This window comes from Sodalis ligni, assembly GCF_016865525.2.
Classification (GTDB): domain Bacteria; phylum Pseudomonadota; class Gammaproteobacteria; order Enterobacterales; family Enterobacteriaceae; genus Acerihabitans; species Acerihabitans ligni.
In genome coordinates, this window is record NZ_CP075169.1 from 2,175,618 (window position 1) to 2,199,309 (window position 23,692).

The 23,692-nt window shown below is 59.6% G+C and carries 19 protein-coding genes and 1 pseudogene; 10 read left to right on the forward strand and 10 right to left on the reverse strand.

Features of this window, described 5'->3' with window-relative positions; translation table 11 throughout:
• The first annotated feature begins 3 nt into the window (after positions 1-3).
• Positions 4-909 (forward strand): NAD(P)-dependent oxidoreductase, encoded by a 906-nt coding sequence (locus GTU79_RS10230; protein ID WP_132922313.1) that lies wholly within the window; start codon positions 4-6, stop codon positions 907-909.
• A gap of 39 nt (positions 910-948) precedes the next feature.
• On the opposite strand, the gene GTU79_RS31355 is transcribed toward GTU79_RS10230, so the two are convergent.
• Positions 949-1,032, reverse strand: a complete 84-nt coding sequence (locus tag GTU79_RS31355; protein WP_420854175.1) for a hypothetical protein — start codon at positions 1,030-1,032, stop codon at positions 949-951.
• Positions 1,033-1,235: 203 nt separating this feature from the next.
• Between GTU79_RS31355 and GTU79_RS10240 the strand changes: the two genes are divergently transcribed.
• The 5 genes from GTU79_RS10240 to GTU79_RS10260 all read left to right on the forward strand — a co-directional run bounded on the left by GTU79_RS10240 (position 1,236) and on the right by GTU79_RS10260 (position 8,453).
• Positions 1,236-1,652, forward strand: coding sequence for a hypothetical protein (locus GTU79_RS10240; protein ID WP_203521999.1), 417 nt, complete (start codon positions 1,236-1,238; stop codon positions 1,650-1,652).
• Between the two features lie 486 nt (positions 1,653-2,138).
• The gene (locus GTU79_RS10245) at positions 2,139-4,253 is read left to right on the forward strand and encodes an SPFH domain-containing protein (protein WP_253073529.1); all 2,115 of its coding nucleotides are present in this window, start codon (positions 2,139-2,141) and stop codon (positions 4,251-4,253) included.
• A 23-nt stretch (positions 4,254-4,276) separates the two neighbouring features.
• Positions 4,277-5,302: a protease modulator HflC gene (gene hflC / locus GTU79_RS10250; RefSeq protein WP_203521998.1), complete on the forward strand. Its 1,026-nt coding sequence runs from the start codon at positions 4,277-4,279 to the stop codon at positions 5,300-5,302.
• A gap of 8 nt (positions 5,303-5,310) precedes the next feature.
• Complete coding sequence (gene hflK / locus GTU79_RS10255; RefSeq protein ID WP_203521997.1) at positions 5,311-6,366, forward strand: protease modulator HflK; 1,056 nt, start codon at positions 5,311-5,313, stop codon at positions 6,364-6,366.
• A complete protein-coding gene (locus GTU79_RS10260; RefSeq protein ID WP_275956925.1) occupies positions 6,363-8,453 on the forward strand; it encodes a cation-translocating P-type ATPase in 2,091 nt (696 codons plus the stop codon). The genes hflK and GTU79_RS10260 overlap by 4 nt, the downstream gene beginning before the upstream one ends.
• A gap of 113 nt (positions 8,454-8,566) precedes the next feature.
• Here GTU79_RS10260 and GTU79_RS10265 read toward each other — a convergent pair whose 3' ends face one another.
• The 4 genes from GTU79_RS10265 to rpiB all read right to left on the reverse strand — a co-directional run bounded on the left by GTU79_RS10265 (position 8,567) and on the right by rpiB (position 12,983).
• On the reverse strand, positions 8,567-9,271 hold the full coding sequence (locus GTU79_RS10265) for a DUF2461 domain-containing protein (RefSeq protein WP_203521996.1): 705 nt from the start codon (positions 9,269-9,271) through the stop codon (positions 8,567-8,569).
• Between the two features lie 229 nt (positions 9,272-9,500).
• Complete coding sequence (gene tkt, locus GTU79_RS10270) at positions 9,501-11,498, reverse strand: transketolase (RefSeq protein WP_203521995.1); 1,998 nt, start codon at positions 11,496-11,498, stop codon at positions 9,501-9,503.
• Positions 11,499-11,516: 18 nt separating this feature from the next.
• Positions 11,517-12,467 (reverse strand): transaldolase, encoded by a 951-nt coding sequence (gene tal, locus GTU79_RS10275; protein ID WP_132922306.1) that lies wholly within the window; start codon positions 12,465-12,467, stop codon positions 11,517-11,519.
• Between the two features lie 63 nt (positions 12,468-12,530).
• Entirely contained in the window at positions 12,531-12,983 is a 453-nt protein-coding gene (rpiB, locus tag GTU79_RS10280; RefSeq protein ID WP_132922305.1) for a ribose 5-phosphate isomerase B, read from the reverse strand.
• A gap of 609 nt (positions 12,984-13,592) precedes the next feature.
• Here rpiB and GTU79_RS10285 point away from each other — a divergent pair.
• The 4 genes and pseudogenes from GTU79_RS10285 to GTU79_RS10300 all read left to right on the forward strand — a co-directional run bounded on the left by GTU79_RS10285 (position 13,593) and on the right by GTU79_RS10300 (position 17,113).
• Complete coding sequence (locus GTU79_RS10285) at positions 13,593-14,363, forward strand: SDR family oxidoreductase (protein WP_203521994.1); 771 nt, start codon at positions 13,593-13,595, stop codon at positions 14,361-14,363.
• A 29-nt stretch (positions 14,364-14,392) separates the two neighbouring features.
• Positions 14,393-15,393 (forward strand): annotated as a pseudogene (locus GTU79_RS10290) (dihydroxyacetone kinase subunit DhaK).
• Between the two features lie 3 nt (positions 15,394-15,396).
• Positions 15,397-16,053: a dihydroxyacetone kinase subunit DhaL gene (gene dhaL / locus GTU79_RS10295; RefSeq protein ID WP_132922302.1), complete on the forward strand. Its 657-nt coding sequence runs from the start codon at positions 15,397-15,399 to the stop codon at positions 16,051-16,053.
• A gap of 97 nt (positions 16,054-16,150) precedes the next feature.
• Positions 16,151-17,113, forward strand: a complete 963-nt coding sequence (locus tag GTU79_RS10300; RefSeq protein WP_132922301.1) for a sugar-binding transcriptional regulator — start codon at positions 16,151-16,153, stop codon at positions 17,111-17,113.
• 65 nt (positions 17,114-17,178) lie between these two features.
• On the opposite strand, the gene GTU79_RS10305 is transcribed toward GTU79_RS10300, so the two are convergent.
• From GTU79_RS10305 to GTU79_RS10325, 5 genes are all read right to left on the reverse strand, one after another.
• Positions 17,179-18,267: an iron-containing alcohol dehydrogenase family protein gene (locus tag GTU79_RS10305; RefSeq protein WP_203521993.1), complete on the reverse strand. Its 1,089-nt coding sequence runs from the start codon at positions 18,265-18,267 to the stop codon at positions 17,179-17,181.
• A 434-nt stretch (positions 18,268-18,701) separates the two neighbouring features.
• Positions 18,702-19,400 (reverse strand): GntR family transcriptional regulator, encoded by a 699-nt coding sequence (locus tag GTU79_RS10310; protein WP_132922299.1) that lies wholly within the window; start codon positions 19,398-19,400, stop codon positions 18,702-18,704.
• Between the two features lie 148 nt (positions 19,401-19,548).
• The gene (locus tag GTU79_RS10315; protein ID WP_214513889.1) at positions 19,549-20,835 is read right to left on the reverse strand and encodes an MFS transporter; all 1,287 of its coding nucleotides are present in this window, start codon (positions 20,833-20,835) and stop codon (positions 19,549-19,551) included.
• Positions 20,836-20,897: 62 nt separating this feature from the next.
• Entirely contained in the window at positions 20,898-21,908 is a 1,011-nt protein-coding gene (locus tag GTU79_RS10320) for a Zn-dependent oxidoreductase (protein WP_203521992.1), read from the reverse strand.
• 247 nt (positions 21,909-22,155) lie between these two features.
• Positions 22,156-23,616: an AMP nucleosidase gene (locus tag GTU79_RS10325; RefSeq protein WP_203521991.1), complete on the reverse strand. Its 1,461-nt coding sequence runs from the start codon at positions 23,614-23,616 to the stop codon at positions 22,156-22,158.
• Positions 23,617-23,692 lie beyond the last annotated feature (76 nt).

The following is a 23,692-nucleotide window of genomic DNA, read 5'->3' on the forward strand; positions in this document are numbered from 1 at the left end:
ACGATGAATATCGGCATGATTGGTTTGGGGCAGATGGGCTGGAACCTGGCGAAAAATTTGTCCGTCGCCGGCTACTCCGTGGCGGGCTTTGATCCGCGGCCGGATAGCCGGCAGCGAATGGCGCAGATTAATGTCCAGGCGGCGGACTCGCCGGCGAGCCTGGCCGCCGGCACCGACGCCGCGGTGCTGATGGTGCTCAATAGCGAACAGGCCGAGTCGGCGGTCTGGGGGGAGAATGGTTTTGCCGCCGGGGCGGCCATAGACAAGACGCTGATTATCATGAGCAGCCTTTCACCGGTATTTGTCAGAGCGCTGGCCGCGCGTGCCGAGGGCAGGTTTCGGGTGCTGGACGCGCCGGTGAGCGGCGGAGTGGAAGGCGCGCGGGCCGCCACGCTGACCATTATGGCATCCGGTCCGGCGGATTTGCAGCAGGCCATGATGCCGGTGCTGCGGGCGATGGGTAAAAACGTGATTAACGTCGGCCACGAGGCGGGACTGGGGGCGACGATGAAGACCATCAATCAGGCCATGCTGTTCGCCGCCCTCGCGTCCGCCTCGGAAATGGTGGTGGCCGGCGTCAAGGCGGGGCTGGATCCGGATACCATTATCAAGGTGATCAGTATCAGCAGCGGCGGTAGCTGGGCGCTGGAACACCGGGTGCCTCTGGCGTGGCAAACCGACTATGTCAGCGGGGCTACCCTTGCCATCGCGGCTAAGGATATGCGTTCAGCGACGGAGCTGGCGGATTCCCTGGGCACATCGGCAACTATTGCCCGCGAGGTGCGAAGGCTGGTGGATATCGGCATGGCGCGGCATCAGGGGGAGGGGGACGATCCGCTGATGGTGGAGATTATCGAACAGTTAAGCGATTTTTATATCAAGTCCCGTACTGGAGCGGTCTCCCTGTAACACGGCCGTTGCACGGTCGGTGATAGCGGGCCTGCCGAGTCATGGGGCGCTCGGGCAGGCGGTAAAACCTGTTCTTTCATGCACCAGCACCGCAAGCAGCCGGTGAGTAGTGCTTTTAGACATCCCCAGCACGCCGCTGCTGGAATCCCAAATCCAGCGCACCAAGGTCGTAAGGCGTTTGCGTTACGTTGAGGTTGTACAGGTTAATATATTATTAACTTGGCAATTAATGCTCTGTTTTTATTGTATTTTTTCAGGAAAAAGGCATTAATGAAAGAATATAATTAACACGAAAATCATAACCATAAAAAGGAAACCTGGGGAATATGTCGTCTAACATGAACGCCTCTCGTCTTAACTTCTCAATAAAGTCAATAGATGACATGTCATATGCCGAGCTTTGGAAGTTAGCTACGTCCGGCACTAACTCTACATTCACAAAATTCAGGCATTCCTTCATCGCGGCGGGCAATCCGACTGATCGGAATAATGGGAAAATAGTGTCCTTCAACAGCACGGTGTCTGAACAGGCAATAAATGATCCTTGCGCTTTCCATAAAAATATTGAGGCGAGAATTAAAGAAAAAGAAGCGATTCTTGAAAGCAACAAGATGGAAAATATTGAGCATTGCGTCAGGAAATTGATGTTATCCGAATACAAAAACAGAGATGATGCAACGATAAATGTTGTGAAACTGCATCTCGATGAATATTACCAATTGAAAAATAAAAAAACGGTCTGAAGATTAATGGCTCCATGAGAGCCATTGCTATGACCAACGGCAAGCTTTCCTGTCTGAGTGACCGAAACCTCATTTGGCGAAGGCCGTGCGTGCCGGCGATACGGAATCGGTTTCACTCTTTTACGCAAAGCGCCCGGGCGTCTCCCAGTGGGGAAAACACGCCGGGTATCCGCCGCCCTTGATGCGTCGTTGACATGTCAAGGAGCACCTTCCGCCGGCCGCCGCCGTGGCGTGCCGGCGGCAAACCGATAACCCGGCGTGGCGGGGGGCAGGGCACGCCGTATTCTTCAGGCCAATTGTTACCGTTGTAATACAAAGTCATTAGCCTTTCTGCCAGCGTAATGTTATATAGTCGTGCTTAATCGGAGCATGCCGTTTCTCCTCCCGCCATAGTGCGTTTCCGTTCTCGGAATGAGAATATTTTATGTGCCGGGCCGTGGAGCATAAAAGGACCCTCTTTCCCATGCAGCCAATGTTTGAGTAATCATGCGCGTTGATCTGGATGATGACGCCGATATCAAGGCGCTTCCACGCTTCCAGCGGGCCGCTTTCCAGGCGCGCGGCTTATATCGTTTCGCCCAGGCGCTGGCCGTGCTGTGCGCCATTTTATTGCTGGCGGCGCTCCTTATTCATTGGATTGCGCCGGGGTCGATTTGGCTGCCGCTGGTTTGCAATAATATCGCGGCGCTGCTGGTATTTACCGCCGCGCTGCTCTCCGTCCGTCAGGTGGCGGCCTGGCGCGCCGCGGCCCTGGCGCAAATTAACGCTTCCCCCGCTGCGCCGCTCCCGGCTGAGACGACGGCTCCAATCAACGCTACCGCGCCGCCGCCGGCTGAAATTTCGGCTTCACACAGCGCTGCCGGGGCGCCGTCGGCTGTAACGTCGGCCTCAACCAACGCTGCCGGGATGCTTTCGGCCGAATCTCCGTCCCCAACCCCAATAGCCGCGCCCGGCCCGCATCCGGCTGATACGGCGGGCTCAGCGGAAGCGCCGCCGCCGGGCCGTATCGCGCTTTTTCTCTCCGCCCGGCTCCGTCGGATCGGTAGCGACCCCCTGTGGTTGATAGGTTTGTCGCTACTGGCGATGCTGCTGATACGCGGCGGCTGGAACGTCGGCGCCCGTATCGGGCTGGTGGATCAAACCGCCTATGTGGTGGTGGGCCTGTTGATTCTGGCCGCCTTCGGACTGCTGGTGCTGGAACGGCACCTGGCGGCCAGTCCGCCGGAACAATGGCCGGAAGCAGCGGGACTGATGCCCGTGGTGCGGATGGTTATCGCAGTGCAACTGCTCGCCGTGCCCTGTCTGCTTTTTGCCAATGCAACCTCTTCCTGGCCGGGATATCTGGCGAGCATGACGGGCTTACTGCCGGCGCTGGTGGCGCTGGAGCTGATGGCGCGGGCGGTGCTCTCGTTATTCACTCCCCGCCGCGAGCGTCAGGAGCCGCGCCTGATTGGCGAAAGCATGCTGGCGGCGCAGCTGCGCTGGCCGCCCCGCCCGCTGCAATTTTTTCAGCATGAGCTCCAGCAGCGCTTCGGTATCGATTTACGGCAGATTTGGGCCTTCACCTTTATGCGCAGAGCCTCCCTGCCGATTTTGGCGTTTCTGCTGCTGGCGGGCTGGCTGCTGACCGGCGTCACCGAGGTCCCCTTTAACGGCCGCGGCATTTATGAGCGCTTCGGCAAGCCGGTCAAGGTGATTGCCCCCGGTCTGAATATCGGGCTGCCCTGGCCGTTCGGCCGCGTACTGTCGGTGGAGAATGGCGTGGTCCATGAACTTACCACCGGTTCGGCGGATACCCCGGCCGGCGGCGTGCCGGCGCCGGCGGAAGGTCCGGCCCCGGACAGCGCCAATCGCCTGTGGGATGCCTATCACCCCAGCGAACGGTCCCAGGTGATCGCCAGCGCGGCGGGGGACAAGCAGAGCTTCCAGATTGTGAACATGGACGTGCGCTTTATCTATCGCATCGGGTTAAGCGATAAGGCGGCCCTGGCGGCCACCTATAACACCGCCGATATCCCGGCGTTGATTCAGAGCACCGCCAACCGGGTATTGGTGGATGATTTCGCCTCCCGCACCCTGGACGATGTGCTCGGCCACCAGCGGGCGGATTTGGCCGCCGACATCGGCAAAGTGGTGCAGGGGCGGCTAGACCAGATGAACAGCGGAGTGGAAATCCTGGCTATCGTGATAGAGGCCATTCATCCGCCGGCCGGCGCCGCCAATGCCTACCATGGCGTGCAGGCCGCGCAAATCGCCGCCCAGGCGCTGATTGCCCGCGAGCGCGGCCAGGCGGCGGCACGCCTTGACGCCGCCCGGCTGGATGCCAGCCTGGTGACCGATGGAGCCGCCGGAGCCGCTCATGAGAGCCTGTCCCGGGCGCAGGCCGCCGATCTGCGTTTCGCCGCCGAGCGCCAGGCGTGGCAGAACGCGGGGCAAGCCTTCCTCACCGAAACCTATTTCAGCCAGCTCGCCCTGGCGTTGGGCAATACGCCGGCATTGATCCTCGATCATCGCATCGGCGCCGGCGAGCCGCCCACACTTGATCTCAGAAGCTTTGTCGCCCCTATCGACCCGGGCGCCGGCAAAGCCAAGCCGCAATAGATGCCGGAGAATCTTTTTTGAGTATGTCACCGCCACCCGATCATGACGTCCGTGCTTCCCGCGCCAGGCTTTGGCGCCGTCTCGGCCTGTCCGCCCTGCTGCTGATATTCGTTATCGCCGCCGCCTGCCTGGTGCAGGTGCGCTCCGGCGAAGCGACGGTGATTACCCGCTTTGGCAATCCGGTGAGGGTGTTGCTAAAGCCCGGCCTGGCCTGGCGGCTGCCGCTGCCGTTTGAATCGGCGATCCCGGTGGATTTGCGGCTGCGCACCACCTCCAGCGGATTGCAGGATGTGGGCACCCGGGACGGCCTGCGGATCATCGTGCAGGCGTATGCCGTTTGGCAGGTGCAGTCCGATCCTGACCATGTGCAGCGGTTTATGCGGGCGGTGCAGAATCAGCCGGACGAAGCCGCGCGTCAAATACGCACCTTCGTCGGTTCCGCGCTGGAAACCACCGCCAGCGGTTATCCGTTGGCGGACCTGGTGAACACCGATGGATCCAAGGTGCAGTTGGCGGACTTTGAACAGCGGCTGCGCGGACAGATTGAACAATCCCTGGGACAGACCTACGGCGTGCGCCTGGTGCAGGTGGGCATTGAACGCTTGACGCTGCCGTCGGTGACCCTGGGCGCAACGGTGGACCGCATGCGCGCCGAGCGGGAAACCATCGCCACCGAGCGTACCGCGGAAGGTAAACGGCGGGCGGCGGAAATCCGCTCCGCCGCCGAGCGCGATGCCCGCATTATCCAGGCGGACGCCTCGGTGAAAGCCGCGGCCATCGAGGCCCAGTCCCAGGTGGCGTCGGCGGAGATCTACGGCAAGGCCTATGCCAGCTCGCCGGCCCTGTATGACCTGCTGCGCTCGCTGGATACCTTAAGCAGTATCGTCAACAGCGGTACCCGTTTGGTGCTGCGCACCGATGCCGCGCCGTTCCGGGTGCTGGTGGAAGGGCCGCCGCGTTTGACGCCCGTTCCTACGGTCAAACCACCGTTGTCTCCCGTGGTGCCGCCTGCGCCGGCGGCGCCCGCTACCGGGTCGCGGCAGCCATGAGACGGCCGATGATAGGCGATATCGGCCGGGGCGGCCCCTGGCTTCAGGCCGGACGGGTGGCTTTCCTGGTCCTCTATGGGGTAACTCTGCTCACCGCCGGCGCCTGGCTGCTGAGCAATGTGCGGCAAATCGGTCCGGACAGCCAGGCGGTAGTGCTGCGTTTTGAAGCCCTGCAGCGTATCGAGCACGCCGGCCTATTGCTGGCCTGGCCGCAACCCTTTGAACGGGTGGTGGTGCTGCCCGCCGCCGACCGGGTGATCGAACGCCGGGTCACGGCCTTGTTGCGTTCGTCGCAGGCGCAGCAGGCGGATTACGGCGACGCCCTCACCAGCGATACGCTGGCGGGCTCCGGCTATCTGCTCACCGGCGATGCGGGCGTGGTGCAGCTGGATGTGCGGGTGTTTTACAAAATCAGCGATCCTTATGATTATGTCCTGCAGGGAGTGCATATCGCACCGGCCCTCGATCGGCTGGTGGAACGCGCCGCCGTGGTGGTATGCGCCTCGCGGGATCTGGATACCATCCTGGTGGCCCGTCCCGAGCTGGTAAGCAACGACAGCGATGTGGTGGCGCGGCGGGAGCGGATGCGCGGCGATTTGCAGCAGAGCATCAACCGGAGCCTGATCGCGCTGAAGGCTGCCGGCAGCGGACTGGGAATCGAGATAGAGCGGGTGGATGTGCAATCGTCGCTGCCGGACAAGGCGGTGAGCGCCTTTAATGCCGTGCTCACCTCCAGCCAGCTGGCGGAGCAGGTGATTGCCGGCGCGCAAAACGATGCGGCGCGGGTAACCCAGTCCGCCAATCAGTCCGCCGACCGGACCCTCCAAATCGCCCAGGCCAGCGCCAGCGAGCGGCTGGCCAAAGCGCGGGCGGATACCGCCGCCATCACCAGCCTGGCCACCACCCTGGACAGCGGCACGGACCCTGATATCCTCTGGCGCCTGTATCGCGATCGCATTGCGACGATCTTTGCCAAGGCGGGTTCGGTAACCGGCATCGATCCCCACGAGGATGCGCACTTGATCCTGCAAGGGGTCGACAACGCAACAACGGTGAAAAAATGAGCGATCCGGCCATGACTCCACATTCCCGTGAACATCACGATGTTCACGATCGCAACGATGCTCACGAGCACGATGACGACCATGGGCATCATGATAGTCCCGTGCACGAACATCATGATGGCCGTGAGCAGCACGGTAATCATGCACATCACGGGCATCATGGACACCATCATGCCCCCATTACCGGCACCATGCTGACCCGCGATGAACAGCGCGCCATAGCCCGTCAATTAACCCTGGCCATGATAGCCTTCGGCCTGCTGGCGCTGGGATTGATCTGGCGCTGGCTTGCCCCGGATCAAGAAGGGGTCGGCCAGCTGCTGCTGGGCGTCTCCTCGCTGCTGGTGGCCATACCGGTATTCCGCTCCGGCTGGTACAGCCTGCTGCATCCCACCCTGCACGGTATTACCGACCAATTGATAGCCCTGGCCATGCTCGGCGCCTGGGCGACCGGCGATTTGCTCACCGCCGCGCTGCTGCCGATCATCATGATTTTCGGCCACGTGCTGGAGGAACGCAGCGTTATCGGCTCCCAGGAAGCCATCGACGCCCTGGGCCGGCTGACTCGCAGCCAGGCAAGAAAAATCGCGGCCGACGGCAGCGTGCTTGAGATCGACAACGATCGGCTGCGTCCCGGCGATCGGGTGGAAGTGCGGGCCGGGGATCGCGTGCCGGCGGACGGACGGGTACTGGAAGGACAGGCCAGCCTGGATACCGCGCCCATCACCGGCGAGTCGGTGCCATTGGAGGTCCGGCCCGGTATGACGGTGTTCGGCGGCTCCATCAATCTGGACGGACTGCTGCGTATTGAGGTGACCCGCATCGGCGAAGAATCCACCCTGGGCAAAGTCATTGCCCTGATGCAGCAGGCCGAGGGGTCCAAACCCCCCATCACCCGTCTGCTGGAACGACACGCCGGACAATATCTGCTGCTGGTGCTGCTTATCGCTGCGTCCACCTGGTTCGTCACCAATAACGCCCAGGCGGTGCTGGCGGTGCTGGTGGCCGCCTGTCCCTGCGCGCTGGTGCTTTCGGCCCCGGCCACGGCCATCGCCGGCCTGGCGGTGGCGGCGCGCCACGGCATCCTGATTCGCAGCTCCGCTTTTCTGGAAGAACTGGCGGATCTCACCTCGCTGATTATCGATAAAACCGGTACTTTGACCCACGGCGCCCTGCGTTTGCAGGAAATTCGCACGGCATCGGCAGAACAGACGGAGCCTGTCCGGCGACTGGCCGCCAGCCTTGGCGCCACCAGCAATCATCCCGTCAGCCGCGCGCTGGCCGCCCTGGTCCCGCAGGAGGATTATTATCCGTTAACGGATAGCGCCGAGCGGCAGGGCCTGGGAGTGGGCGCCATCACCGCCCAGGGCGAGGCGGTGCTCGGCCGTCCTGAACTTTTTGCCCAACAGGGCATCGTCACGTTGCCGGTGCCGGAGCATGACGGTCCCATCGTCGGGCTGGCTCTGGATGGACGCTTTCTCGCCTGGCTGCTGCTGGCGGATACGGTTCGCCGGGAGGCCGCCGAGGCGCTGGACGAACTGCGACAGCTCGGCCTCGGCCGGCAGATGCTGCTCACCGGCGATCGCCGGAGCGTGGCGCAGAGCATCGCCGGGGCGGTGGGCATCGGCGAGGTTATATCCCAAGCGTTGCCGGAAGATAAGCTCACCCGCGTCACCGCCGAAATCCGCAGCGGTTTCCGGCCGATGGTGGTGGGGGACGGCATTAATGATTCGCTGGCGTTAAAGGCCGGAGTGGTAGGGGTCGCCATGGGGGCGGGCGGGGCCGATATCGCCCTGGCCTCGGCGGACGTGGTGCTGATTGGCAGCGACCTGCGCCGTCTGGGCACCTGCGTGCGGCTTAGCCGCCGTTGCCGGCGCACGTTGCATATCAACGTGCTGATCGGCCTGGGCTGGACGGTGCTAATCGTCGCGGCGGCGGCGTTCGGCCTGCTGGGGGCCGCCGGCGCGATGATCGCGGCGGTGCTGCATAACCTCAGCACGCTGGTGGTGCTGGGCAACGCCGGCCGCCTGCTGCGTTTCGATGAGCCGCTGGGACAGATTGAGAGGCGGGATCCGCGGCAGAAATAATTAACCGGCGCGCCGTTCCAATCCGCGCTATACGGCTCGCTCCTTTTGCACGGCGTCGCCGGCAAGATTCAATCCGCCCGTTTCAATCGATGACCCCTGATTCGTCGCGATTGTCACAGGTCTTCCAGCGGAATCTGCTTCATTATCTCCACCCGCATCAGGAGATGGTAAAGCGGCTCCAACTGCTGGAAAGCGCGCTGCAGGCGCGGCGCCAGCTCCGGTGAGAACAGCGACTCCACCGCCGTATCCGTCGCCATGACCGCGAAGGATTTAAGGTTGTACCAGGCGGCAAGGCGAGGGTCCTGATCTTTAATCAGCGGACGTTTGTAGCGATCTCCCTCCAATACCAGGGGCGCGCGGCAGCAGGCCGCCGCTTTGGCGAACTCTTCCGGCTGGCGCAGCATCAGATGGCGGAAGCGATCCATGGTGGCCTTGCTGGCGGAATAATAGCCCAGTCCGTAGCGAAAACAGTCCGGCGAGAGCTCAAAGAAATAGACCGGGGCATCGGTCCACTCTTTGGACGGACGTTTGAAACTGAGCCATATGCGGCTGCGAAACAGGGATTTGTCGTTGGAAAAGCGGGTATCGCGGTATATGCGCGACAGGGTTTTACCGATGGCCGGGCGCGTCTCGAACCGATCGTCGATTTTCAGCATGGCCGGCGCCAGGCTTTCCACCAAGGCCCGAAATGGCATCAGCAGATTTTCATTGTAGATGCCGCGGTGGGACTCGAACCACTCTTTGCTGTTTTCGGTAACGATCTGCTGTAAAAACCCCAGCCCTGCCGGGGTGAACCCGTGAAATGAAGACAATTGCACAATGTATACCCTGCTATAAATAGCAAAGAATCTACTAGATCTCCGTCCCGGAAGTCTATCGGATCGTGGCAATGGGATCCAAAAGATAGGTTAATACTTGAGGGAGGGCAGGCAAACAATCTCGGGGCCATTATGGCGGGACAGGATGATAGAGGAGTAAAATACTACGATCTAGCATCCTGTCCCGACCAGGCACATTGTTATCAAGCCCATCGGGTAAGGCTAACCATTATGCTTTCAGCAATGCGCCGGCTTTCGCCACTACGTTTTCCACGGTGAAACCGAACTCCTCGAACAGCTGCTCCGCGGGGGCGGACTCGCCGAACCGGGTCATACCGATAATGGCGCCCTGCAGGCCGACATATTTATACCAGTAATCCGCTATGCCGGCTTCAATGGACAGCCGGGCAGGGACCCCGGACGGCAGCACCGACTCCCGGTACGCCTCGTCCTGCCGGTCGAAGACATCGGTGGACGGCATCGACACCAACCGCACGCGATGCCCCTGTGCCGTCAAGCGATCCCAGGCCCGCGCCGCCAGGTCCACTTCCGAACCGGTGGCGATCATCAGCAACTCCGGTATACCGCCGCAGTCCTTAAGCACATAGGCGCCGCGGCGAATATCCGCCAACTGCCGGGGGGTACGCGGCTGCTGCGCCAGGTTCTGGCGGGAAAGCACCAGCGCGGTGGGGCCGTCATCGCGCTCCACGGCATGCTGCCAGGCAATGGCCGTTTCCACCTGGTCGCAGGGCCGCCAGGTACTGACATTCGGCGTCAGTCGCAGGCTGGCCAACTGTTCCACCGGCTGATGGGTCGGTCCGTCTTCTCCCAGTCCGATGGAATCATGGGTATAGACCAATACATTGCGCAGTTTCATCAGCGCCGCCATGCGCACCGCGTTGCGCGCATACTCCATAAACATCAGAAAGGTGGCGGAATAGGGCAGAAACCCTCCGTGCAGTGCGATACCGTTGGTGATGGCCGTCATGCCGAACTCGCGTACGCCGTAATGGAGATAGTTGCCAGCCGGGTCTTCGGCGATGTCCTTGGAACCGGACCATATGGTCAGATTGCTCGGCGCCAGATCGGCGGATCCCCCCAAAAGTTCCGGCAGCATCTTGCCGAAGGTTTCCAGCGCATTTTGCGACGCCTTGCGGCTGGCGATATTCGCCGGATGGGCCTGCAGCGTTTCGACGTAATGCTGGGCCGCCGCGAACCAGCCGGAGGGCAATCCACCCGCCATGCGGCGTTTGTATTCAGCGGCCGGTTCCGGGAAGGCCCGGGCATAGGCGGCGAATTTTTCATCCCAGGCGGACTCAAGCTCCCGGCCCCTGGCCTTGGCATCCCATAATGCGTAAATTTCCGCCGGAATCTGGAATGCCGGCCACGGCCAGTTTAATGTCTCGCGGGTAGCCAGAATTTCCTCTTCCCCCAGCGGAGCGCCGTGGGCCTCACTGGTGCCGCCCTTGTGGGGCGAGCCGAAGCCGATGATGGTTTTGCAGATAATCAGCGACGGTTTATCGGCCACTGCGCGGGCTTCCTCGATAGCCGCTTTAATCGCCGCGCTGTCGTGGCCGTCCACGCCGTCCACCACATGCCAGCCATAGGCGGCAAAACGTGCGGCGGTATCGTCCTTGAACCAGCCTGCCACCTTGCCGTCGATGGATATGCCGTTATCGTCATAGAAGGCGGTCAGCTTGTCCAGGCGCAGTGTGCCCGCCAGCGAGCAGGCTTCGTGGGAAATGCCTTCCATCATGCAACCGTCGCCCATAAAGACGTAGGTGCGATGGTCGACGATATCATGTCCCGGACGATTGAACTGCGCCGCCAGGGTACGTTCGGAGATGGCGAAACCCACGGCATTGGCTATGCCCTGTCCCAGCGGTCCGGTGGTGGTTTCAACGCCGGGGGTATAACCGAACTCCGGATGACCCGGCGTACGGGAATGCAGCTGGCGAAAGCCGGCCAGTTCCTTCAGGGGCAGGTCATAGCCGGTAAGATGCAACAGACTATAGAGCAGCATCGAACCGTGGCCGTTTGACAGCACAAAGCGATCCCGATCGGCCCAGCCGGGATTTTGCGGGTTGTGTATCAGATAGTCGCGCCACAGGACCTCGGCGATATCCGCCATGCCCATCGGGGCGCCGGGATGTCCGGATTTGGCTTTTTGTACCGCATCCATGCTCAGTGCGCGTATGGCGTTAGCCAACTCTTTACGGGGTAGCATAATCTTGCTCCTGGGTGGTTATAGTTCAGCGGCCAGCATATCTTCCAGCTTTTGCTGGTCCACGGCGAACAGGCGGATGCCTTCAGCCAGTTTTTCCACCGCCATGGCGTCCTGATTGTGCTGCCAGCGGAATTCCGCTTCGGTAAGCAGTTCCGGATGAGGCAGGCAGCGGGCGGGCGGCGTCAGTTTTCGTTCAAGGGAAGCGTCGGATTTTTTCATCTGATCCAGCAAGGCGGGGGAGATGGTCAGACGATCGCAGCCCGCCAGGGCCAGTACCTGCTCCACGAGGCGGAAGCTGGCGCCCATGATGACCGTAGGGTAGCGATGCTCTTTATAATATTCATAGATGGCCCGTACCGATTTAACGCCGGGGTCCTGCTCGGCGTCGTACGCGGCGGCGGGCTGCCTGGCCTGATACCAGTCATAGATGCGGCCGACGAAGGGCGATATGAGGAATACGCCGGCTTCGGCGCAGGCCCGCGCCTGGGCAAAGGAAAACAGCAGCGTCAGGTTGGTGTTGATGTGCTCTTTTTCGAGCTCTTCGGCGGCCCGGATCCCTTCCCAGGTGGCGGCGAGCTTGATCAGGATACGGGAACGGTCGATGCCCTGCTCTTTATAAAGGGCGATAAGCTTGCGCGCCTTGGCGATACACATGCCGCGATCGAACGACAGCCGGGCATCCACTTCGGTGGAAACGCGGCCGGGGACGATGTTGAGTATCTCCCCGCCGATGTTCACCGCCAGTTTATCGCAGGCGTTAATCAGCCGGGTTTCCCTGTTTCCCCCCTGCTTGCGGGCATAATCAAGGGCGTCGTCAATCAGGGCATGGTATTGGGGCAGCGCCGCTGCCTTCAGGATCAAGGAGGGGTTGGTGGTGGCGTCCTGCGGCTCGAATTGCCGGATGGATTCAATGTCGCCGCTGTCGGCGACCACCACGGTCAGTTGCTTGAGTGCCTCTAACTGGTTCATTTTTATGCTCCTTAATCAGACTTCCCGGTCTGATTATTTCAGGAGGAGGAAGAGTGAGAACGCTTATTTTTCCGCCCCCTGCTGTTCGTAATAGTCAATCTTAGCCACCTTCGGTGCCGATCGACCCCCTTCAAACTCGGATCCCAGCCAGGATTCGATAATGCTTTTCGCCAGCTCCGGCCCGATGACCCGTGCGCCAAGAGTGATGATTTGCGCATCGTTGCTCTTGCGGGCCCGTTGCGCGGAGTAAGTGTCGTGACACAGCGCGGCGCGGACGCCCGGAACCTTATTGGCGACGATACTCATGCCGATGCCGGTACCGCAGAGCAAGATGCCGCGCTGGTGTTTTTCATCCCTGATGGCGCTGGCGACCTGGAAAGCGACGTCGGGATAGGTTTCCCCTTCGCTTTTGCCGGTGAAATCCGTGACGGGTATCTGGCGGTCTTGAAGAAATTTAACCAGCACATTTTTCAGCTCAATGGCGGCATCATCTGCTCCAATTGCTATTGGCAGCATAAAATACTCCTTATTTGTAATAAAAGGGTTTAAACCAGTAATGGAAGATCATTTTTCTACCATAACCATAATCAATCATATGTTCAATACATGTTCATTTATTTTTACGATTTGACCAGTGGTTTAACTCATTGGGTGATAATGATCGCAAAATAATCCTTTAATAAGCCATTAACCTCTTTTAAAATGCTTTTGAACAGAGTCACACTTTCAAACGTCCCAACTAGGTAATTTTCAGTAAGAGGTTTATTGTTCATTTGTTCCGTAAGTATTCTTATGCTCATCGAGCGCAAGCTATTACAGCCGGAATCATAAGCGGGGGATATAAAGGAGCCGCCGCGCGGGCGTAACGGACGTGAGTGATAAAAGAGGGACGCCAATAACGTAACGATTCAGAAAAGAGTGCGATGATATGCCGGTATCCTGACGCTGGGCCAGCAAGGATACCGGCTTGTATTAATGGATTTCACTCGATTAACGAAAGAACGGATAGCGACGGGAAAAAAGCGTTATACCGGTCGGGAAAAAACATCCGGATAATGAATATATCCAAGCGATTTCACGTTGCTGAAAGATGACGGGTATAGGCCTGGTTTCTAGGAGGAACATATGACGAACGGTCAAAAAGAAAGACAAGGTGAATTATCACTGCGGGGCAAAGTGGCCCTTATTACCGGCGGAGCGGCGGGCATCGGACACGCCATCGCCGAACGCTTTTTGCAAAACGGCGCCCGGGTGGCCCTGCTGGACTTCGCGGCGGACGTAGCCGGTATAGCACAGCAGCTCAGCGAACATCATGCCATGGGCATTCATACCGATGTTACCAGCAAGGCTTCGGTGCAACAGGCAGTGGCCCAGGCCAAGGAACATTTCGGCCACCTCGATATTCTGGTGAACAGCGCGGGGATTGTCGCGCTGCAACCGGCGGAAGAACTGTCGGAAGAGTTCTGGGACCGCACGATGGCGGTAAATCTCAAAGGGGTATTTCTCGCCAGCCAGACGGTGGGCGCCCATTTTATCGCTCAGGGCAGCGGCAGCATCATCAACATGGCGTCTCAGGCCGGCGTAGTGGCATTGCCTAATCATCTGGCCTATTGCGCCAGTAAAGGCGGCGTCATCAGCCTGACCCAGGTGCTGGCATTGGAATGGGGACCGCATAACGTGCGCGTCAACGCCATTTCTCCCACCGTGGTGCTCACCGAACTGGGGCGTAAAGCCTGGTCGGGAGAGGTGGCGGAGGAAATGAAGCGGAAAATCCCGCTGCGGCGTTTCGCCGAACCGCAGGATATTGCCGCCAGCGCGCTGTTTCTCGCCAGCGATGCCGCCAGTATGATCACGGGCGCCAATCTGGTGGTGGACGGCGGCTATACCATTCAATGAGTTAACCTTCAGGCGAAGATGAGGTCAAGATGAACAGGATTATTAACGATCCGGATCAGGTGGTGGAAGATGCCCTGCAGGGATTCCTGAAAGCCTACCCGGAATATTACACCGCCACCGAAAATCCCCGAGTGCTGAAAACGCCGGCCGCGCCTATTGCCGGCAAAGTGGGTATAGTAACCGGCGGCGGCAGCGGCCATGAGCCCGCTTTCCTGGGCTATGTGGGCAAAAATCTCCTTGATGCGGTGGCAATAGGCGAGATTTTTTCCTCTCCCACCGCCGGCGCTTTTCTGGATGCGTTCAAATCCGCCGATGGCGGCGCGGGGGTCGCCTGCCTGTACGGCAACTATGCCGGCGATAACATGAACGTCAAAATGGCCATTAAAAAAGCCACCGCGGCGGGCATCGCGGTCAAGACCGTGGTAGCCAACGACGACGTGGCGTCCGCGCCCGCCAGTGAAAAGGAAAAACGGCGCGGCGTGGCGGGGGAAATCCTGATGTGGAAAGTCGGCGCTGCGGCGGCGGCGAAAGGCTATGACCTGGATGGGGTAATAGCGGCGGCGCAGAAAGCCATTGACCAGTGCCGCTCCATCGGTATCGGCTTAAGTTCCTGCACCATTCCGGCGGTGGGTAAGCCCGATTTCTTTATCGAAGACGGCACGATGGAGATCGGCATCGGCCATCACGGGGAGCCGGGGTGGAAATTTCTCCCATCCAATCCGCGTCCGCCATGGCGGAGACCATGCTCAATCTGGTGCTCAACGACCGGCCCCTGGGCAAAGGGGATGAGGTGGCGCTGCTGATTTCCGGCCTCGGCGCAACGCCTGTTATGGAGCTGTATATCTACTACGCCGAGATTGAAAAGCGTCTGAGCGCTCGCGGAGTGGCTATCCATCGCCGTTATGTGGGCAACTATTTTACCTCGCTGGAAATGATGGGGGTGACGCTGACGGTGATGAAGCTGGATGATGAACTGAAAGCCCTTATCGATGTACCGGCCCAATCGTTGGGTTTGACCCAGGTGGAATAAATTATGGCAGAGCAGATTTCAACGCAGTATGGTAGCGAGATCGTAGCGGATCTGGTGAATGTGATCGTCGGTAACCGGGAGTACCTCAGTGAAATCGACGGCGCGATTGGCGATGGCGATCACGGCATCAATATGTCCAAAGGTTTCACCTTATGCGGCAAGGCCATCAACGGCAAATCGCTGACCCTGGCGCAGGCCTTCGATGCCCTGTCCGACGCGTTGATGGAAGGTATCGGGGGATCCATGGGGCCGCTGTACGGCAGTCTCTTTATGGGCATGGCGGACAGTGTGCGGGATAAGCCGTCTCTGGATAAGGCGGCGTTTGCGGCCATGCTGCGCGGCGGCTTGACCGGATTGCAGGATATCAGCAGCGCCGGCGTCGGCGATAAATGCCTGATGGATACCCTGATCCCGGCGGTGGACGGTTTTGAACGTTCCGTGCTGCAGGGCGACAGCTTCAGCCAGGCGCTGGCGCAGCTGAAACTCAACGCGGCCCAGGGACGCGACTCCACCCGGGATCTGGTGGCCAAAATAGGCCGTGCCAGCCGTTTGGGAGAGCGTTCGCGCGGTGTGCTGGATGCCGGTGCGGTCTCCTGTTGCCTGCTATTGACCCAGCTGGCCGATACGGTGGAGCGACGATTGGCGTCGGTGGCGGTGTAGCGTCGGTATAAAAGCGGGCTTGTGATTTTCTATTCCCTCTTTCACAATGGATGAGGGATTAGAAGATGCAGGCTTGTCATGAGGAAACGGGTGATAGATGGAAAAACAAACGATATTCCAAGATAATGAACTACTGACCGAGATTGCCGTTGCTTATTATCAAGACGAGATCACCCAGGAAGAGATAGCAAATAAATTCGGCATTTCCCGCATCAAGGTTGGTCGTCTGCTTAAACGCGCCCGGGAAGAGGGCATCGTCGAAATAACCGTCCGCTATCATCCGGTGTTCAGCTCCAGGCTTGAGCAGCAGATGAAGGAGCGTTTCCCCATCAGCCGCGCGCTGATTGCGCTTGATTACCAGGACGAGGACGAACAGCGTCGCCAGGTGGCGGCCCTGGTGGCGAATTTTCTGGCGCTGACGTTGAAAGACAATATGGTGCTGACGGTGGGACAGGGCCGTAACGTTTCGGCCGTGGCGGATCATATCGGGCAGGTGCCGGAAAAAAATTGCCGGTTTATCTGCGGCATCGGCGGGACCCATCGGCCCGGAGATGCCATTAACGCCGATCATATCAGTCGTCGGATGGCCAGGAAATTCGGCGGCATCAGCGAAACGCTTTATGCGCCGGCCTATGTGGAAAATCGCGCCCTTAAACAGGCGTTCATGCAAAACGGTACGATCAAGGATACTCTTGATCGCGCTCGTAAAGCCGATATCGCCCTGGTGGGCATCGGTGATATGAATGAAAACAGCTATATGGTCAAGCTGGGCTGGTTTACTCCCCATGAGATTATCGATGCCAATCTCAACCAGGGCGTTATCGGCGATATTGCCGGTTATGATTTCTTTAATGCCCAGGGGATTCATGTGGATACGGTGATGAGCGATCGGGTGATAGGCCTGAGCATCGAGGAGTTACGGAATATTCCCTGCGTGATCGCCATTGCTTCAGAGAATACCAAGGCGCTGGCGATACTGGGCGCCCTGCGCACCGGGGCCATCAATATCATCGCCACCAGCGCCCAGAACGTGCGGACCATTATCAACCTCTCGCAATAACGGCCCGGTTCCGCGGGCCGGGCCTGTTGGCGCTGGGTAGGCTTGTCAGCCGCCCGTGCGCGGGGTTATTCGGTGGAAACCTGCCGGGCGATTTCCTCTACCTGGCGGATGGCCGCCGCGATGTGCTCCGGCGAGACGGCGTCAACCGCCAGCACGAAGGTTTCCTGCCTGCCGGCGGCGAATTCCGCCAGGGTGGCTATCGCCGTTTCACGATCGGTGGTAATGCCCAATGAGGCAAAATTGTAGGGAAATCCGTTTTTTCTATAAAAGGGCATGAGTTTTTTCACCACGTCCGCATCGCCGGTGGTGACCAGTTGCACCAGTATGCCGTAGGCCACTTTCACGCCGTGCAGTATTTCATGAGTTTCCGGCAGATAGCTCAGGGCGTTGTGAATAGCGTGGGCACCCGCCATGCGGCCATATTCTCCGCCGCAGCCGCCCACCATGCCGGCGACGGCAACTACCGCCTCGGCAACCCGCTGGAAGGCAGGGGTAACCCGGCCCGCGTCCATGTCGGCCAATGCCGCCGGTGTGTCCGCAAGCAGGGTATCCAGGGTGGTTTTCGCCGCTGCCAGTCCCATGGTTACGAACAGCGGCAAACTGTCCCGGGGGTATTTGCGGGTAATGGCTTCGGCTTCGTACCATTTTGCCAGGGTGTCGCCGATTCCGCCGACAAAGTACGCTTTGGGGGAGGTTATCAGTAACGATAAATCCAGCAGCACCAGGTGGGCGGCGCGGTGGTAATAATCCACCTGTTTGAAGGTGTGGTCGGGGTGATAGACCGCGGAGAGAGGGGTATAGGCTGAACAGGTGCCCATGACCGTCGGAATAAGGATATTTTCCACGTTCAGGAGTTCGGCGGTGCCTTTGGCGGTGTCCAGCGCGCGTCCGCCGCCGATGCCGATAATCACATCCGCGTCCGGCGCCAGTTGTGACAGCCGCTGCATATCTTCATGGCTGGCGGTTTCATCGTAAAACAGCACCGGGATAGTCAATTTTTCCGGCATGAACCGTTGGAACGCGGCATAGGCGTGTTTGCCGGCTATGATATAGGGGCGTTGGAAATGGGTTAATTTTTCCGGTAAATACCGTAAGGCTCCCTCTTCGCAGATATATTGCCCCGGACCGCTCCGTACAACCTGGCTTAATCGCATGTTACTTATTGCCCGCTAGTATAAATAAAACACGAGTATAATCGTTTGGCGGCGCCTCACGCTACCTGTAACTGGCCCGGTGCGCGTTCGGTGATGGCGGGCCTGGCGTGCCATGGGGCGCTTCGGCGGGCGGTAAAACCACGCCCGCGTCGACCCCATCGGCGCGCTCTCCCTTTAACACGTTTGCTGCGCGATCGGTGATGGCGGGCCTAGCGTGCCATGGGGCGCTTCGGCGGGCGGTAAAACCACGCCCGCGCCGACCCCATCGGCGCGCTCTCCCTTTAACACGCTTGCTGCGCGTTCGGTGATGGCGGGCCTGGCGTGCCATGGGGCGCTTCGGCGGGCGGTAAAACCATGCCCGCGCCGACCCCATCGGCGCGCTCTCCCTTTAACACGCTTGCTGCGCGATCGGTGATGGCGGGCCTGGCCTGCGGTTACAGGTCTTGCGGGTCTTCTTCAAACCAGTGGTGATAGCGCTCCGCGACCTGGGTCAGGGAGAAAATCATCTCTTTTAAGTGCTGATGCATCGCCAGCTCGGCGGCGTCGGCGTCGCCGGCGATAATGGCATCGAGGATGCGGCTATGCTGCTTAATCAGGCTCGCCGGCGGCGACTCCTTGCTCAGGGTAAGAAAGCGCACCCTGTCCATGCCGGCTTTGATATTCTCAATGGTTTCCCATGCCAGTTCGCAGTGAACGCTTTGCGCCAGTCCGCGATGGAATTCATCATCCAGCAGGAGGAATTCGTAAGGATCGTCTTTTTCCGCCGCCAATGTTTGCTGATGTATCATCCCGTTCAATCGGGCGATGTCCTCGGGTTTGGCCTCTGCCGCCGCCCGCCGGACCACCGCTGTTTCGATGGCTTCACGGATAAAGCGGCCGTCGGCCACATGGCGGGCGGATATCTTGCGTACAAAGGTGCCGCGCTGCGGCAGTATCTGCACCAGGCCGGTTTCCGCCAGTTTGATAAAGGCTTCGCGCACCGGCTGGCGGGAAATTTTGTACCGGGAGGAAATCTCGTTTTCCGACAAGGTCGAGCCAGGATGAATGGTGCAGGAGACAATATCTAGGCGTAAGAAACGGTAGATCTGTTTACTCACTGATTCGTAGGCGGTGATGTCTCGACTAAGGGGCATAAGTATTTCATTTTTATGTAGGCGTAGAAGAATTCGATAAGTCTAAAGAGGAGTGAAGGCCAGCGCCAGTCATTTTGACGTTTAGGGTGGACGGGAAGCGATCAGGCGAAAGGCGGACGGCTCGACGGGAGCCGTTCGCCCATAGGGATCAGGAGGCGGAGACCGGGTTGCCTTGATGCTTTGGCGGTTTGATCACTACCAATACCAGCAGGGCGCCCAGGGCGGCTACCACCCCCGCCAGCACGAAGGCGCTGTCGAATTTGCCGGTATGCTGTACGATATAGCCGGTGGCGACCGGGCCCACGATACCGGACACGCTGCCGATAAGATGGATAAAACCGCTTGCGCCCCCTACCCGGCTTTTATGCACCACGTCCTGGATAATGGCCCAGTAAATGGCGCCGGTGATATAAAGAAAGAAAATCGACACCGACATCAGCACCACTGCCGGCACCACGCTGCTCACCATGCCCGCCAGCGCCACGCAAATCGCCGCCGCGAATAACGACACCACCAGCACGATTTTGCGCGAGAGCAGCAGGCGGCCGGTTAACTGAAAAATTCTGTCGGAAATCCATCCCCCCAGCGCCAAACCTACGAACCCCACAATCCAAGGAATCATCGTGGTGAGGCTCATTTCCTTGATGTTCAGGTTATGGGCCTGTACCAGATAGCTGGGGAACCAGCTCAGGAAGAAAAACAGAATGTAGTTATAACAGAAGAAGGCGAAGGCGGTGACCAGGATAATCGGCTGGCGCAGGTAATATCCCAGGCCGTGGGCCGATTGGGCCAGTTCTTCGTCTGCGCTGATGACTTCCGCTTTCATCTGGTTTACCAGCAGCCGTTCCTCTTCGCTGACCCGTTTGCTGCGGGACGGATTGTCCGCGGCGAAGAACAGCCAGCCGGCCATCCACACCAGGCCGATGACGCAAATCGCTATAAAAGCCGGACGCCAGCCGAACGCCAGGGCCAGATAACCCACGATTGGCCCGCTTACCGCGCCGCCCAGCGGCGAACCGGCGCTGAGAAAACCCATGGCCGTTGCCGCCTGTTTCTTCGGAAACCAGCCATTGATGGTTTTATTGGCTGAGGCGCAGATAGGTCCCTCCGCCATGCCGAACAGTACCCGCAGGATCATCATCGACCAGAAGCCGGTGGCGAAGGCGGTCAATCCGCAAAATATGGACCAGAGCGTCACCGCCAGTCCCATCACCAGCTTGGGACCGAATCGGTCCGTCGCCAGGCTGCCGAGAAAGTTGAATAAGGCATAACCAAAAAAGAAGCTGCCGAAGATCAGGCCGAACTGTTCAGCGTTAATGGTTAGGTCTTTTTCTATCATCGGAACGGTTATCGACAATGCAACCCTGTCGATGTAATTGATCATGTAGACCAGGAATAACAGGAAAACGATCGTCCAGCGTAAGTTACGAAACATAGCAACTCCGGTTCTTATGAAGAATTTAGGGCACCGAGGCGGCGTATACCGCACGAAGCGTATCAGCCGACAGTCAGAATCACCTTGCAGCAGCGCTGCGGATCTTGTTCAAAGATAGTCATCGCCTCTTCTATCTGCGCCAGGGGCAGGGAATGGGTCACCAGCTTGGCCGGCGCGATAATGCCGCGCGTCATCCAGTCGATGACCGCCGGGAATCGCTTACTGTTCAGCCGCGAGGTGAACAGCGAAATCTCCTTGCTGGTGAGGCTTTGCTGCGTCACCGTGCAAGGGTCGCCGGAGAACCCCAGCAGGCCGATGCGGGCGGCGGGGGAGGCCAGCGCCACGGCTTCGGGCAGAATGGACGGATGGCAGGCGGCATCCACTATCAGAGTCGGCTGCTCGCCGTTTAGCAGTTCCGCCAGCGGCGTGGTGCCGTTATCCAGCGTCAGGTCGGCTCCGCTGGCACGGGCCAGCGCCAGGCGCTGCGGAATGCGGTCTACCACGATCACCCGGCTCACGTCATAGACGCCTTTTAGCACCTGGACAACCGTCAGCCCCATGGGCCCGGCGCCATATACCAGCGCCACGTCCCGCGTCGTGGGCTTGAGAAAGGCGGTGATATTGGCGGCGATGGTGAAGGGTTCCACCAGGCTCGCCACCTCATCGGGAATGGCGGCGGGCAGGAGATAGGCGTTTTCCGCCGGGGCGCAGGCATACTCGCTGAAACCGCCGTCGCGGTGTACGCCAATCACCTGCAAAGAGGCGCAGACGTTAGGGCGGCCCACCGAACAGGGGTAGCAGTGGCCGCAGCTGACCACCGGGTCCACCGCGACCCGTTCGCCGATGCGCCGGCTGTCCGCTCCCGCCCCGACCGCGTCAATTACGCCGAAAAATTCGTGGCCGATAACCCGGGGATAGCGGGCGAAGGGATTATGCCCGCGCCAAATATGCACATCGGAACCGCAAATACTGGCGGAACGAATTTTAATCCGGACTTCACCGGCGGCGGGTTGCGGTATGTCCCGCTGCTGCAAAACCAGCTCGCCCGGCTTATTGATGACTACACTTTTCATGAGGGTCGATTTCCTTACTTTATTAACCTAGAGCAATAGGTTAAAAATACTACTTCCATTCTTCCATACAAGTATTCTTGAATGGAAATAAGACGCCCGTCACATATTTAGCAGGCGTCGGGTATCAGGCTGGATTGAATGCCGGAGGATTACCGCAGTACTCTTTCGCGGGCGGCGTTAACGCTGGGGGGACTCCCCGCCGGAATATCATCACGCTGCTTTTCCGGCGGGTGGTAATATCGGGCCTCTACCGAAACGGCGGCTCGTTGAAGGTGCGAAGCTTGCGGGAATGTAATTGATCGCCTTCCGCGCGCAGCAGTTCGATGGCGTGGATGCCTATCTGCAGGTGCTCGGAGATGGCGCCGTCATAGAAACGGTTCGCCTGGCCGGGCAGCTTGATTTCGCCGTGCAGCGGCTTGTCCGAAACGCACAGCAGCGTGCCGTAAGGTACCCGGAAGCGGTAACCCTGGGCGGCAATGGTGGCGCTCTCCATGTCCACCGCCACCGCGCGGCTGAGGTTAAAACGCAGCGCCGAGGCGGAATAGCGCAGCTCCCAGTTCCGATCGTCGGTAGTGACCACGGTGCCGGTGCGCAGGCGCTGCTTCACCTCATCCCCCGGCATGGCGCTGATGGTTTTGGTCGCGTCATACAGGGCGCGCTGCACTTCGGCGATGCTGGGAATGGGAATATCCGGCGGCAACACCGCGTCCAGCACGTGATCGTCGCGCAGGTAAGCGTGCGCCAGCACATAGTCGCCTATCATCTGGCTCTCCCGCAGACCGCCGCAGTGGCCGATCATCAGCCAGGCGTGGGGACGCAGGACCGCAAGGTGATCGCAAATGGTCTTGGCGTTGGACGGTCCGACGCCGATGTTCACCAGCGTGATGCCCCGTCCCCGCCTTGAAATAAGATGGTAAGCGGGCATCTGATGATTTTTCCAGGCCAGATCGGAAACCGCTTGCCCGGGATTCAATGTCTCGGCGGTGACATAGGTGCCCCCGGCGCAGGACAGCGCCTCATACGGGCTGTCGGGGTCGGCAATCTGGCTGCAGGCCCAGCGTACGAATTCATCCACATAGCGGGTGTAGTTGGTGAACAGGATGAACGGCTGGAAATGGTCCACCGGCGTGCCGGTATAGTGCTTAAGACGGGCCAGGGAAAAATCGGTGCGCAGGGCGTCGAAATGGGATAACGGAAAGTTCTTGGCATAGGTAAATAACCCGTCGGCGGTCTCATCGCCGATTTGCGACAGCTCCGTGGTGGGAAAATGCTGCGCGATGCCGGCGCTCATGGAGCGGTCAAGAGCCAGGTCGGAACCGTCGATGACATAAGGAAAGGGAATTTCATGATGCGACGGCAGCACCTCGATACTGGCGGCGTATTCGCCCTCCAGCATCTCCAACTGGTGGGTCAGATAATGCCGAAACAGCCGTGGACGGGTAATGGTGGTGGTGTAGCAGCCCGGACGGGCGAAACGGCCGTAAGCCCGGTTCTTGGGATGGCCTTGGGAAACCCCGTCCCAGTTGACGCGCAGTTCGGGATAAGCAAACAGTCCCGCGGCCCGCGCCTGTTCGTTCGGTAGCCGGCCGTCCTTGATGAAATCCTTGATGGCTTCGCGCAGCGCCGTTACCGCGCCGTCATACAGCGACTCCAGCTTATCCAGGGCCTGGGCGGCGGTAAAGTTAATGCCGGATGTATTATTATCCACGTTGTCTCCTCGGTTTTACCGATACGGCTATTTTTCGCTGTCAGTCAGCTATAGAACAGCAGGTATAAAGCTGATT

Coding starts and splice junctions, on each gene's coding strand:
- GTU79_RS10230 (WP_132922313.1), top strand. CDS start 4: ATGAATATCGGCATGATTGGTTTGGGGCAGATGGGCTGGAACCTGGCG.
- GTU79_RS31355 (WP_420854175.1), bottom strand. CDS start 1,032: ATGTCTAAAAGCACTACTCACCGGCTGCTTGCGGTGCTGGTGCATGAA.
- GTU79_RS10240 (WP_203521999.1), top strand. CDS start 1,236: ATGTCGTCTAACATGAACGCCTCTCGTCTTAACTTCTCAATAAAGTCA.
- GTU79_RS10245 (WP_253073529.1), top strand. CDS start 2,139: ATGCGCGTTGATCTGGATGATGACGCCGATATCAAGGCGCTTCCACGC.
- hflC (WP_203521998.1), top strand. CDS start 4,277: ATGTCACCGCCACCCGATCATGACGTCCGTGCTTCCCGCGCCAGGCTT.
- hflK (WP_203521997.1), top strand. CDS start 5,311: ATGATAGGCGATATCGGCCGGGGCGGCCCCTGGCTTCAGGCCGGACGG.
- GTU79_RS10260 (WP_275956925.1), top strand. CDS start 6,363: ATGAGCGATCCGGCCATGACTCCACATTCCCGTGAACATCACGATGTT.
- tkt (WP_203521995.1), bottom strand. CDS start 11,498: ATGCTACCCCGTAAAGAGTTGGCTAACGCCATACGCGCACTGAGCATG.
- tal (WP_132922306.1), bottom strand. CDS start 12,467: ATGAACCAGTTAGAGGCACTCAAGCAACTGACCGTGGTGGTCGCCGAC.
- rpiB (WP_132922305.1), bottom strand. CDS start 12,983: ATGCTGCCAATAGCAATTGGAGCAGATGATGCCGCCATTGAGCTGAAA.
- GTU79_RS10285 (WP_203521994.1), top strand. CDS start 13,593: ATGACGAACGGTCAAAAAGAAAGACAAGGTGAATTATCACTGCGGGGC.
- dhaL (WP_132922302.1), top strand. CDS start 15,397: ATGGCAGAGCAGATTTCAACGCAGTATGGTAGCGAGATCGTAGCGGAT.
- GTU79_RS10300 (WP_132922301.1), top strand. CDS start 16,151: ATGGAAAAACAAACGATATTCCAAGATAATGAACTACTGACCGAGATT.
- GTU79_RS10305 (WP_203521993.1), bottom strand. CDS start 18,267: ATGCGATTAAGCCAGGTTGTACGGAGCGGTCCGGGGCAATATATCTGC.
- GTU79_RS10310 (WP_132922299.1), bottom strand. CDS start 19,400: ATGCCCCTTAGTCGAGACATCACCGCCTACGAATCAGTGAGTAAACAG.
- GTU79_RS10315 (WP_214513889.1), bottom strand. CDS start 20,835: ATGTTTCGTAACTTACGCTGGACGATCGTTTTCCTGTTATTCCTGGTC.
- GTU79_RS10320 (WP_203521992.1), bottom strand. CDS start 21,908: ATGAAAAGTGTAGTCATCAATAAGCCGGGCGAGCTGGTTTTGCAGCAG.